This is a genomic window from Pseudomonas sp. F8002 (genome assembly GCF_013385495.1).
Classification (GTDB): Bacteria; Pseudomonadota; Gammaproteobacteria; order Pseudomonadales; family Pseudomonadaceae; genus Aquipseudomonas.
The window spans coordinates 83,389-96,621 of sequence record NZ_JACAPW010000001.1; the positions used below are offsets into that span (position 1 = coordinate 83,389).

At 57.4% G+C, this 13,233-nt stretch carries 7 protein-coding genes; 2 read left to right on the top strand and 5 right to left on the bottom strand.

All coding sequences use genetic code 11. The features are described 5' to 3' along the window. Nucleotides 1–332: 332 nt before the first annotated feature. The 5 genes from HX811_RS00410 to HX811_RS00430 form a co-directional block, all read right to left on the bottom strand. Nucleotides 333–1,961, bottom strand: a complete 1,629-nt coding sequence (locus HX811_RS00410) for an ABC transporter substrate-binding protein (RefSeq protein ID WP_003216000.1) — start codon at nt 1,959–1,961, stop codon at nt 333–335. A 258-nt stretch (nt 1,962–2,219) separates the two neighbouring features. After that, nucleotides 2,220–3,821, bottom strand: coding sequence for an ABC transporter substrate-binding protein (locus HX811_RS00415; protein ID WP_177044346.1), 1,602 nt, complete (start codon nt 3,819–3,821; stop codon nt 2,220–2,222). Between the two features lie 135 nt (nt 3,822–3,956). Continuing rightward, nucleotides 3,957–6,329: a hypothetical protein gene (locus HX811_RS00420; RefSeq protein ID WP_218172218.1), complete on the bottom strand. Its 2,373-nt coding sequence runs from the start codon at nt 6,327–6,329 to the stop codon at nt 3,957–3,959. Between the two features lie 424 nt (nt 6,330–6,753). Beyond that, on the bottom strand, nt 6,754–10,110 hold the full coding sequence (locus HX811_RS00425) for a dermonecrotic toxin domain-containing protein (protein WP_177044348.1): 3,357 nt from the start codon (nt 10,108–10,110) through the stop codon (nt 6,754–6,756). A 300-nt stretch (nt 10,111–10,410) separates the two neighbouring features. Continuing rightward, nucleotides 10,411–11,124, bottom strand: coding sequence for an SIMPL domain-containing protein (locus HX811_RS00430; RefSeq protein WP_003216012.1), 714 nt, complete (start codon nt 11,122–11,124; stop codon nt 10,411–10,413). Nucleotides 11,125–11,330: 206 nt separating this feature from the next. Here HX811_RS00430 and HX811_RS00435 point away from each other — a divergent pair, with 206 nt between their 5' ends. Both HX811_RS00435 and HX811_RS00440 read left to right on the top strand, forming a co-directional pair. Beyond that, a complete protein-coding gene (locus HX811_RS00435) occupies nt 11,331–12,593 on the top strand; it encodes an ATP-binding protein (RefSeq protein ID WP_003216013.1) in 1,263 nt (420 codons plus the stop codon). Beyond that, on the top strand, nt 12,586–13,146 hold the full coding sequence (locus tag HX811_RS00440) for a response regulator transcription factor (RefSeq protein ID WP_003216016.1): 561 nt from the start codon (nt 12,586–12,588) through the stop codon (nt 13,144–13,146). Before HX811_RS00435 ends, HX811_RS00440 begins: the two co-directional genes overlap by 8 nt. Nucleotides 13,147–13,233: the final 87 nt, after the last annotated feature.

Sequence of the window (13,233 nt, forward strand, 5' to 3'; positions counted from 1 at the left end):
TCGCGGATAGAACGGTGGTATGGCGCATAACAATCCCGATCCTTGTTTGTTGTTTTCGTCAGTGAGCAATCGCAAGGTCATTCACGACCTTGCGACAACACTGATCCCACAACGGCAGTTGCCCTACAGAGACGATGCGTCTGCCGTACCACGACGTTATGGGTCGGGAGCCAGGCAGTAAATGCAACGAATCTGACAGACCTTGTAGGTAACGGAGCCGCGATTCGCAGTTAGCTGCCGTAGGACGGCAGCGTGTGCGGAGGTGGTCTGTTTCCTACGGTCTTGGCGGATGCAATAACGGCGACGTTATGAAACGTCGCCGCCAGAGATCCTTACTTGCCGCTTACGCTCACGCCGTAGAAGGAGTTCAAGCCAAATGGGCTGATCTTGAAGTCCTGCACGTTGTTGCGCATGGGTTGATACACCGTCGAGTGCGCGATAGGTGTCATCGGGACTGCATCTTTGAGGATATGTTGCGCCTGCTTGTACAGCTCGGTGCGTTTGGCTACGTCGGAAGTCGCCTTGGCTTCTTTCACGATGCCGTCGAATTTCTTGTCGCACCACTTGGAGAAGTTGTTGCCGGCCAGGGAATCGCAGCCGAACAGCACGTTCAGCCAGTTGTCCGGGTCACCATTGTCGCCGCTCCAGCCAATGATCATGGCTTGGTTCTCGCCGCCTTTGGAACGCTTGATGTACTCGCCCCACTCATAGCTGACGATGTTCACTTTCAGGCCGATCTGTTTCCAGTCGTTCTGCAGCATCTCGGCCATCAGCTTGGCGTTCGGGTTGTACGGACGCTGGACCGGCATCGCCCACAGGGTGATCTCGGTGCCTTCCTTGACGCCGGCTTCCTTGAGCAAAGCCTTGGCTTTGGTCACATCAAACGGCGCATCCTTGATGGTGGTGTCATAGGACCACTGGGTTGGCGGCATGGCGTTGACAGCCAGTTGGCCTGCGCCCTGGTACACCGAGTCGATGATCTGCTGCTTGTTCACCGACATGTCCAGGGCCTCACGCACGCGCAGGTCGGACAGCGGGTTAGGCGCGGTCTGGCCCTTGAGGACCGGCATTACGTTGTAGGCGATGTAGCCCAGGTTGAAACCGGCCTGGTGCGGCAGTTTCAGGTCCTTGTCTTCACCCAGCGCCTTGAGGTCGGCCGGACGTGGGAACAGGGTCACCTGGCATTCGTTTTTCTTCAGCTTCTGGATACGCACCGACGGGTCGGTAGTGATGGCGAAGATCAGGTTGTCGATCTTCACGTCTTCAGGTTTCCAGTAATCCTTGTTGCCGGTGTAACGGATGTTGGAGTCTTTCTGGTAGCTCTTGAACACGAACGGACCAGTGCCGATTGGCTTCTGGTTGATGTCCTGTGCCTTGCCTTCCTTCAACAGCTGGGCGGCGTATTCAGCCGACTGGATGGAGGCGAAGCTCATTGCCAGGTTCTGGATGAAGGCGGCGTCCACGGTGCCAAGGGTGAACTTGACGGTGTGGTCATCGACTTTCTCAATGTTCTTGATGTTGGTGTCCATACCCATGTCCGTGAAGTACGGGAACTCGGTCGGGTAGGCTTTACGGAACGGATCGTCTTTATTGATCATCCGGTTGAAGGTGAACAGTACGTCGTCAGCCGTGAATTCACGAGTTGGCTTGAAGTACGGGGTGGTGTGGAACTTGACGCCTTCACGCAGGTGGAAGGTGTACGTCAGGCCATCCGGGGAAACGTCCCAGGTCGTGGCGAGCCCAGGAACAACAGCGGTGCCGCCGCGCTCGAACTGGGTCAGACGGTTGAACATGGTTTCGGCCGAAGCATCGAAGTCTGTTCCGGTGGTGTACTGGCCTGGATCAAAACCGGCCGGGCTCCCTTCGGAGCAGAACACCAGGTTGCTCGCCGCTTGGGCGAAAGGTGCAGCAGCCATTAAACCGGCGCTGACTAATAACGGAATGACTGCGTGTTTAAGCATGTTGGCCTCATGATTTGTTGTCATTTTTGGTAGTGAGGGCGACCTCGTGAGTCGACCTGCGGATACTTATGCAGGGCCCATACCCAATGCAAGATGTTGAGAGCCTACAACGGCTAAACAGTGGTACGAACGTACACGAATGTCGCATATGTGTAAGTTCAGACACATTTACGCACTTTTGAGGGTTTTTTTCGGTGCGAGGGCTGCACCAGGAATGCCCAACCGAGGCGTCTGGCGCACTCGGTTGGGGCGCGGCTGTTACTTATTCAGACTGACGCCGTAGAAGGGAGTGAGTCCAAAAGGACTGATCTTGAAGTCCTGCACTTCCTTTCGCAGGGGCTGGAAAACCGTCGAGTTTGCGATAGGCGTTATAGGTACTTGTTCCTTAAGGATTTTTTGTGCCTGTTGATACCACTTGATGCGCTGCTCGCGGTCGCTGCTGACCTTGGCCTGCTGTACCAGTTTGTCGTAGGCCGGGTTACACCATTTTGCATAGTTGCTGCCCTTCACCGCGGCACAACTGTAGAGCACGCCGAGCCAGTTATCCGGGTCGCCGTTGTCGCCGGTCCAGCCGTAGATCATCACGTCGTGCTCGCCGGCTTTGGCGCGTTTGATGTACTCGCCCCACTCATAGCTGACGATATTGGCCTTGATGCCAATCTTTTCCCAATCCTGCTGGATCATCTGCGCCGACATCCGGGCATTGGGATTCGACGCGCGTTGTACGGTCATCGCCCACAGGTTGAGGGTGGTACCTGGTGCAACCCCTGCTTCTTTTAGTAGCGCCCGCGCCTTGGCCGGATCGTAGGGCGCGTCCTTGATTGTCGGGTCATAAGACCACTGGGCCGGAGGCAGGGCGTTCTGCGCCAATTGTCCGGCGCTCTGGTACACCGCCTTGATAATTGCCGGCTTGTCGATGGCCATGTCCAGCGCCTGGCGCACCTTGAGCTGGTCCAGGGGCGGGTGGGTCACGTTGTAGGCGAGAAAGCCCAGGTTGAAGCCGGCTTGCTGAAGAACCCGCAGGTTGGGGTCTTGCTTCATCACTTCGATGTCGGAAGGGCGCGGGTAACCGCTGACCTGGCACTCGCCGGCCTTGAGCTTTTGCAGGCGCACGGCGGCGTCCGGGGTGATCGAGAACACCAGGTTGTCGAGCTTCACATCTTCGGGCTTCCAATACTGTTTATTGGCGCTGTAGCGAATCTGCGAATCCTTCTGGTAACGCTTGAACACAAATGGCCCGGTGCCCACCGGCTTCTGATTGATGTCCGCGGCCTTGCCTTCCTTGAGCAACTGCGCGGCATATTCGGCGGACTGCACCGAGGCGAAGCTCATGGCCAGGTTCTGCACGAAGGAGGCGTCAACGTTGTTCAGGTTGAAGCGCACGGTGTGCTCGTCGAGTTTTTCGACGCTCTTGATCGTGGTGTTCAAGCCCATGTCGGTGAAGTAGGGCGATTCCGACGGGTAGGCTTTACGGAACGGGCTCTCGGGATCCAGCAGGCGCTGGAAGGTGAACACCACGTCGTCAGCGTTGAAGTCCCGGGTCGGGGTGAAGTAGTCAGTGGTGTGGAACTTGACGCCATCCCGCAGGTGGAAGGTGTACGTCAGGCCGTCCTTGGACACGTCCCAGCTCGTCGCCAGGCCGGGTTCGACTTCAGTGCCGCCGCGCTTGAACTGGGTCAGGCGGTTGAACACGGTTTCGGCGGAGGCGTCGAAATCGGTGCCGCTGGTGTACTGGCTGGGGTCGAAGCCGGCGGGGCTGGCTTCGGAGCAGTAGACCAGGGTGCTGGCTGCCTGGGCCATGGGCATGAATGCAAGCAGGCCGGCAGCAAGGAGCAGCGGTTTTAAGGTGATTCTTTCCATGGAGACCCCTGAAGTGGCAGGCAAATAGTGCCCGAACGAAAACGGCAGTCACCGAGGTTACCGCCGTTCTTGTCACTCAGGTAGAGATAAGCATGCGAGACCCCAGTGTCTCCGGGATTCGGCTATTCCAGGTCGCTACGATTTAGCCGGAAAGTGTTCGGGTTTATAAGTGAACGCCCACCACTTGAGCGGATTCCAGTACGGGTTGTTCTTTGACGGCTTGAATTTCTTGATCCGCGCCATTTCTTCGCTGACATACTGTTCAGCCTGAGCTCTTACTGCGGTACGGACGTTGTCGGTGATCGGGATTTTTTGTGCGGATAAGTTCTCCAGGTAGAGGTGTTCTACTTTATCAATGGCTGCTTTTACTTGTTCCGGGGACAGGTTGGCGGTCAAGGTACCGCTATAACCTTTGACAGGGCGGCCAATCAACTTTTGGAATTGAGCGGCAAACGAAGCATCCCCACCGGTTGCGGAATCACATGACAGCAGGCGCACGTTGTCGAACTCTTCCGGATGGATCCCTTTGCTGTGAAGCGTATCCAGCAATTCTTCCGGACTATTGAGCTTTCCATCGTAAGAAACTTTTGCGACCCCGGTAGTCTCATCGACTTTACCGTGTACCAGTATGTTCAATCGCTGGGCCGCACCTTGTTTGTTCACATCCACGAACGTGTAAAGTTTATCGTTGATAGTGTTCAGGCTATCTATTTCTCCACTGAGAATACTGGTTTTTTCAGCAGTAGAAAAAAGGGCTTCGCCGACCGGCAGATGTTTAACCGTTTTCAGGGGCGGCAGTTCGACACCGTCTACGTTGATAGATACCGTGGCAACTTCTGGTCCACTCGGGTCAATTTCACTTAATGACGGGTCTGGAGGACTATCGCCAGATACTTTCGAAACACGTGTCAGCTCAAATTCGCTCTTCTGCGAATTATAGTTCCAGCGGTAGTCTTCAGTAACGGTGGAGTTGAACGTGATCGGAGTTTCACCCAGGCTCGCCTCGACCAAACCGGGTGCAACTTCGTGTGCCAGCATCAGGCTTGAAATGACGGCCGCAGCAGTGCCTCCCGTACGGTCGCCTGCGGTCTTGCCATAGAGGCTGTCATGCACGCCAAACACGATATTGCCTATATTGCCGACAATGGGCACATAACCAAAGGTATTGCCCCAGAAATCTTTCGCCGACTTCCAGGCTTGCTGCGAGGAACCAAATACCTCAGTCTGGTTGGCCCACACCGCATTCTTTGCATTCTCCTCCTGATAGTGGGGGGCGATACCTTTGTTCAGATCGCCAAATTGCAGCGCATAACCTGCGTCTCGCGATTCGGTGTAGTTGAATAGCTCTCGTACCGGCACGGATTTATCTTTGTACCAGTGTTCGTACCCCGGATATCGCGACCGATTATCCTGGATGAGGCTGTCGAGCACCGCCCCGGCCGGTGGCCAGTGGGCATTGTGTCCCCCTTGCATATCACCGGTATTGAAACGGCGCATCAATTCATCACGATTGTCTTTGGCCCAGTTCGCAAATTCTTCATCGCCTTTTATCTCGCGGACAGCGCCGTTCTTCAAGTCGATCATGACTCCCTGATTGGGGCGATTGGCGGGATTGCCATCGTAAGGCGTGTAGGGGATAAAGGCATACCCGCTCATGGGGTAGCCGTAAATATTGGGGATAATCACTTGCCCATTCTTGTCCAGCGTGCGATTCACCGCTTCCTGGCCGGCAGGGCTTAACCTTGCGAAGTTTTCCGAGTCACTACGAAGGCTCAGCAACGTGCCCCGTGTTACATAGGCGTCTGCTTTTCCCGATCGCTCTGCTATTGTTCCGGAGCCCTCGCGCATCGGCGCGGCTATGTCTTTCTCCCAGCGAGCTTGAAGTTGTCGGCCGAACGCTTCCAGATCATTGATTTTTGTCCGGTCTTTTTTTTCTATTTCCATTTCAGGAAAATTTAAAATCCCACCACGTGCGGGTCTGTCGTGCGCTAGAGCACCCGCTGCAATTTCCCATGCGAAATAAGTGCGTGTCTGGGTATCAGAGAGATTTTGCGCTGTGCCCATACCGACATAGGTATTGAACGTTACCGTGAACTTTTCATGCGGGTCGAACCCGGCTGCCAATAAACCCCCACTGAAGTATCCTGCGGGGTCCATGAACAGGCGCACGTTCTGGAACTTGACGTTTCGTTCGCCTTCAGTGCCACTTTCTATATTTTCGATCTGCGTCTTTACACGATTGGCATAGGCATCGATATGAGCCTCTCGCTCATTGTAGGTATACCCATCGCCTGGCGCGTGAACAAAGTCGGGTCCGTAAATAGTTGCCTTGTAGATATCAGACTCGTTCCTGGCGGCAGTGCCAACGTTGTCCGTTTCACAAATATCCGTACTCTTCAATGGCGTTGGCGGTATTCGTTCCAGCGCCTCGGTACGTTGTTCTTGAGTCGTACCGGGTAGCGGTGTTTTTGGGTAATGGACAATGTTAAGTTGAGCTGAGCTTGTCATTTCAGATTACCTGGCTGGATGTTGATTGCACGCATCTGCGCCGCCATAAACTGTGGAAGAGGAGTACGGTAATTACGCCATGAGTGGTTCAGCTCCCAGGCGTGTTCCGCTCGTTGAGGGTGAGGATGTAGTTGTCCATTGCACGGGTTATAAATTGAAAAGATTTATAACCAACGCACTTCAATGTGTCCGGACCAGCACACTCCTGGCGATTAGGTTTTTTCTGCAGCGGGTAACCGGTTATTAACTCTGAAACCTCTTGAATGAAGTGCCAGGCAAAAAATGCTGCCCGAAGGCAGCGGCATTACAGTCCTGCTCCTTGAAATGGCAAGTGAACGCTACGCGAACGAGAACGGCGGTCACCGCGGTTGCCGCCGTTCGGGTTACCCAGGTTGAGATAAGCGCCTGCGTCGCGGCGATCGCCTTAAAACACCTGTGCGCCGCCATAAACGGTGGACTGTATCCACCGCGGGTCCATGGGATCGCTCCAGACGTGCCGAGGTGGCGTACCACCATCTCCGATCAGGATTTGCCGGCCCTCGTCGCTCCATTCCTGCATGCGTTGTGCGAATTGGCCGTGGTACTCGTTGGCCGGACAAGTGATACCGGCCCATGGGTCCACTATCCACGCATCAGCCCATTCGGGCTCGGCAAATCCAGCGGTCAAGAGGTTAGGCTGACTTGCGGGGCCGCCAACCACGCTGAAGGTGTGCCCCTGCACTTGTGCAATGCGGGCAAAGCCGCCACTGGCGTTAATGGTATCGGTGGCGACCCTGGCCATCTGGTCACAATTGCCAGCCCCCGTTTTCAGGATGACCTCCGAGTAGTTGGGCGCGCCGGTTCGAGTGTATAGCCAGGTCACTATTTCATTGGCCACGTCGCTGCGCAGACCGTTACCGGCATCGGCCAGGGTTTTCTGGTTGGCCGACCGTATACCGGTTGTCTGGAACTGTTCGTCCACCGTTCTCTTGCCCCAACGGGCGTAGGCCTTGTTTTGCTCACTGACCGTGAGCTCCCCGAAGTAACCAGGCTTTTGAAGGGGGTCCAGTTTTATGGTCTTGGCGGCCACCTCTACCTTCTTGTCCCAGGCATAGGCCGCCAGTAGGACTTCACGTGCCTTTTCATCGGACAGTCCGGCCAGGACTCGGTCCAGTTGGGTGGCTTGATCGGGCGTGAAGTTGTATTCAAGGCTCAGTTTTTTTGCCAGAGAGTCCAGGGAGGGCAGTATCACCAGATCGTTATTGTGGGTTTTTCCGGAAATGTCGCGATAGAGATCCTTGTACTCGTCATGCAGTCTGATGATGTCCCGGCTGGCCGGATCGGTGTTTGCAGCGATGCGTTGAAAGTTGAGCGCAGGGTTCGAACCGTCATATTGGGCCGCGTAGTAAATGCCGGTATCGCCCTCGACCACTACATAATCTATTCCTGCGTAGGGTATTTTTATGCCCCTCAGGACGCGCTGGTCATGACTGAGATCACTGATCTGGTCCAGTTTTACTACCACGGTTTCCTGGTTGAGCGCACGTGGTTGACCGATATCTTCATAGCCGAAATCCGGCTCATTGAGCACCACCCCGCTGGTTTGGTTGCGGTAGGTAATCGGCGTGTGCCCGGGCACCGACATCAGCTCCTGGCTGGGTGTGTCGCTCACTCTATACAGCCTGTGCTCATGCACCACGGTCCGCGCGCCTTCCTGCGTTGGGGCGCCCGGCAAGAGACGCCGATGCTCAAGTGCCTGGGCGTCTTGAGCGACCGATGTATCGGCGTCTTCGATCATTTTTGTGTAGCACAAGCTGTCAATGTTGCGCTTTACGCGGCTCCCAACCGGCGCACAAACGGCTTCAAAATTCTCCAGCGGCTCGGCATGCTCGGCATGCTCGGTGGGCCCCAGCTTGGTCAAGGCGTCCGGTTGTGCGGGGTCGTAGCGGTAAACGTCATCCCCGACCACTACATCGGTATGGTTTGCACGCTTGACCAGGAAGGTCTGGTCTGCGGACAGGCCCTCAGGTACCAGCACACTTGCCCCTGCAGCTCCCGGCTCGACTTCGCGCGTGAGGGCGATGCGGGTGGAGGGCTCAAGGGCTTTCGAGGCCCTCTCTATCCCTTTCCCCACCAGTGAAGTTGCGCCCGAAGCCACTGTCGGCAGCGCATTGAGCACCCCGAACACGATATGGTCGGCGCCGCCTTTCTTGCCGTGATTGACGTCATCGATGCCGATACCGGCCTCCGCTACGCCGGAGGCGACGTAGAACACCTCGAGGGCCACGGCGACTTCAGGCATCACCAGTGCCAGCGGCGTCATCAGCATCGCGACCTTGGTGGCGGTTTCCAGGCCTTTGAGGATGTTGGCCTTCGTCACGTCGCTGTCGGTGACGATTTGGGTCTCGGCATCCTTGTAGGAGCGATTTTTCTGGCGGGCACTGATGGCCTCGAATGGGTCCTGGGTGAGGGGCTCGGCGGTGATGAAAGTCTGCGGGTTGAAGTCATTCAAGCGCTCCAGCACGCTGGCATCCGGCGCGTCTTTGCGGTGCCAGCCACCCAGCCCGGTCAGCATCTGGTTCACGCCGTCGGAGAACGTCCGGTGGGCCTGGTCACGTAGCGTGAAATGGGTCGAAATGGCTTCGCGCTTGGTGGGGGCGGCAGCTTGCTCAGCCAGCCAGTTTTTCATCTGGGCCTGGCTGTCAAAGCGATGAATAGGCGACGAGTTGCCGGGAATATACAAAAGCGTGGGGCTGATGATCTTGCCGTCATCGGTGACCTTGGGGTTTTTGTCGGTGATGTACAGCAAGTCCGAAGATTGAAAACCGTTGATGCTGAGCAGACCCACTTCCAGGCCGGGGTCCCGGGCGGCAGAGGCTTTCAGGTCCTCGACGCTGAGGTTCGACCAGTCTTTATCGGTGGTCAAGTTCGCTGCGCGTAGCGCCAGTTCCTTGTCGCTTTGGCTCAGGCTGCCGGCCTTTTCCTGCAGCAGGATGGCGGCAACGAAGGAGGCCTTGGTCAATGCCGTGTATTTGCTTTCGTGGCTGGGCCAGAACGTATCCAGGAACGTTTTATACGGCGCGGCGCGTTCGGTGTTCCATACCAATTCCCTGAATTGCTCCGGGGTCTTTTTGATCCGCATCGACTCGTTGTATTGCTGGCGCTGGCCGGGCGGGGAGGCGCGGTAGATAAACTCGTAGGTCGGCTGGGCGTTGACGGTGGAGTCAACGGCAAGCCCTGCCTGGCCCAGCGGCGAAAACGTCAGTAGCCGTTCCAGCCAGGTATGCAGGGTCGTGAGTGTTTTTTCCTCGGGCGTCTGGTGTTCATCGGTGTTGTTTTTTTTCTGCACATTTTGCAGGGCCGCCTGGGTCAAGGTTATCCGGTTCAGTACCTTTGCATTGCGAGGAGGCCTTCCCCGTGTAGGGTCGTAGTTGAAGGTGGTAATAAACGTGTTGTCCGGATCAACGTCCTCGCCCCACTTTTTCTTGATTTCGGCCTTGATAAGGTTGGCGGTGCTTTCCAGGGGCGTCTCAAACCCTGTCGTTGCACTGCGAATGTAGTTTTCGACTGTCTTGTTGTGAGGCAATCCCGGGATCAACACGTCGTGAGTGTGACGTCGGGGTCGTGATGCGGGAGTGTCCGTGGCCCGATCGGCTGCCTTTACGGGCTGCCCTGGCGAATATGTCTGCCGTGAAGTATCCGTACCTTGGCGGGGTTTTCCCTGTTCTTCGGCAATACCTGCCGAGGAGGGGGGATCGAGGAAGAAACTGTTGTTTGCCGTGATGGAACCTATGGTGGTCATATGACAAATCCCTGATGTGCACGGTGTGCAGGAATGATGTGATGTCCGCCATAGGTGGTTCAGCGTGTAGGCGTGTTCCGTTCGTTGATGGGGAGGATGTAGTTCGTCATTACACGGGTTAGAAGCTGAAAAGATTTATCGCCGCTGCGCTTCAAGGTGTGTGGACCAGAACACTCTCAGCCATTGAGTATTTTCTTAAGCTGATATCCGGTTATTACCGCTGATACTTCTTGAATGAAGTGCGCAGGCAAAAAAAACGCTGCCCGTAGGCAGCGTCATTGCAACTGGGATACCGCTCGATCAGGGCATCTGGACTTCGATCACGCCATCCGCGGTCATGTTGACCTGGCTGGTGCCGGCTTCGACTTCCGGCGTCGGTGCCGAATCCATCGCTGCGGCTTTCATCATCATCCCGCCACGTGCATACGGCTGTGGATAACCGTTGGTGTTGAAGTTCAGGTTGACGATCTTGTAGCCCTTGCCGCCCAGCGCATCGGTGGCCAGTTGGGCACGGGCCTTGAATGCGGTGACCGCCTCTTTAAGCAGGGCATCTTCGCTGGCCTTGCGGGTCGGGTTGGCGATGGCAAAGTCCATGCTGTCCATTTTCAGGTTGGTCAGCATGTCGCCGGTGAGCTTGGACAGGGCGGCGAAGTCGGCACTTTCCATGCGCAGCTCAGCGCGTTCACGCCAGCCGGTGATTTTCTGGTTCTTGTTGTCGTAGATCGGGTAGCTGTTGCGGCTGCCCTGGCGCAGGGTCACGCCTTTGACTTCGCGGGCCTGGGCCAGCGCCTTGTTCATGGTGGTGGTGATTTCGGCGGCAAGCTTGGCCGGGTCGGTGTTCTGCGACTCGGTGTACAGGGTGACGATCATCTGGTCGCGCGCCACTTCCTGGCTGACTTCGGCACGCAGGGAAATCTGGTTGTAATGAAGTTCGTCAGCGGCCATGGCCGGCAGGCTGGCGAGGGTAGCGGCGCCGAGGGTGAGGGTGGCTGCACTGCGAATGAAACGAGACATGTAAGCTCCTTGAGATGTTCGTGTTCGGTAAGACTGTAGACGCAAGGTTTCAGTTCTTCGGGTTTACACATTCGCTACAAGTTGGCGGATGCCGACGAACGGTCATGATCCTGACCCCTGCGTCAAAGAGCCACACACGCCGTGCCAGCGCTGTCGCTTCGTTTATACTCCGTGCGATCCGCCTGCAGCGCTCATCGGGAGAGCTCATGCTCGCCGCCGTAAAACTGACTTCCGCCACCCGCCAGAACCTTTGGCGCCTGACGTTCATCCGCACCCTGGTGCTGGCCGCACAGGCCGGTTCGGTGGGGCTCGCCTATTGGTTCAAGCTGCTGCCGCTGCCCTGGTTGCAGTTGGCCGTGACCCTCGGCTTCTCCACCGTGCTGTGTGTATTTACCGTGATCCGGCTGCGCACCACGTGGCCTGTGACCGAGCTGGAATACGCCCTGCAACTGGCCTGCGACCTGTTTATCCACAGTGTGTTGCTGTACTTCTCCGGCGGCTCCACCAACCCGTTCGTGTCCTATTACCTGGTGCCACTGACCATCGCGGCGGTGACCTTGCCGTGGCGTTATTCGGTGGTGCTGTCGGGTATTGCCCTGACCCTGTACACCCTGCTGCTGGCACAGTTCTACCCGTTGCAGACCTTCCCCATCGCCCGGGAAAACCTGCAGATCTACGGCATGTGGCTGAGCTTTGCCCTGTCGGCGGCGGTCATCACCTTTTTTGCCGCACGGATGGCGGAAGAGCTGCGCCGCCAGGAAGAGCTGCGCGCCATTCGCCGTGAAGAAGGCCTGCGGGACCAGCAGTTGCTGGCCGTTGCCACCCAGGCCGCCGGCGCGGCCCACGAATTGGGGACGCCGCTGGCGACCATGAGCGTACTGCTCAAGGAAATGACCCAGGACCATCACGACCCGGCCCTGCAAGACGACCTGAGTGTGCTGCAGGAACAGGTCAAGCAGTGCAAGCTGACCTTGCAGCAGTTGGTGCGCGCCGCCGAGGCCAATCGCCGCCTGGCGGTGGAGATGCAAGACGTCACCCAGTGGCTGGACGAAGCCCTGAACCGCTGGCACCTGATGCGTCCCGAAGCCAGTTACCGGTTTCACCTGCTGGGCCAGGGCACGGTGCCGCGCATGGCACCGCCGCCGGACCTGACCCAGGCGCTGCTGAACCTGCTGAACAACGCCGCCGATGCCTGCCCGGAAGGGTTGGAAGTGACCCTGGACTGGGATGCGGAAGACTTCACCATCAGCATTCGCGACCACGGCGCCGGTGTGCCGCTGGCGATTGCCGAGCAGATCGGCAAGCCCTTCTTTACCACCAAGGGCAAAGGCTTCGGCCTGGGCCTGTTTTTGAGCAAGGCCAGCGTGACCCGCGCGGGCGGCTCAGTGAAACTCTATAGTCATGAGGAAGGCGGTACGCTCACCGAGCTGCGCCTGCCCCGTGTCGCACGAGGAGACATCGATGAGTGACGAGATCCAAGTCGAAGGCGAAGAACTGCCGCACCTGCTGCTGGTAGATGACGACGCCACCTTTACCCGCGTGATGGCCCGCGCCATGAGCCGTCGTGGCTTTCGCGTCAGCACCGCAGGTTCCGCCGAGGAAGGCCTGGCCATCGCCACGGCCGACCTGCCGGAATACGCGGCCCTGGACCTGAAAATGGACGGCGACTCCGGCCTGGTGCTGCTGCCCAAGCTGCTGGAGCTGGACCCGGAAATGCGCGTGGTGATCCTCACCGGCTATTCCAGCATTGCCACCGCCGTCGAGGCGATCAAGCGTGGCGCCTGCAACTACCTGTGCAAGCCGGCAGACGCCGACGACGTGCTGGCCGCCTTGCTCTCCGAGCACGCCGACCTCGACACCCTGGTGCCGGAAAACCCGATGTCGGTGGACCGCCTGCAGTGGGAACACATCCAGCGGGTGTTGACCGAGCACGAAGGCAACATCTCCGCCACGGCCCGCGCCCTGGGCATGCATCGTCGAACGTTGCAGCGCAAGTTGCAGAAACGCCCGGTTCGACGTTGAACGGCGACTGAACAATCTGCTTCAGGCCGCACGGAGCCCTGAACCGATCGTTTATGATCGGTTCAAACGCCTGTTATTTTTTTCCTA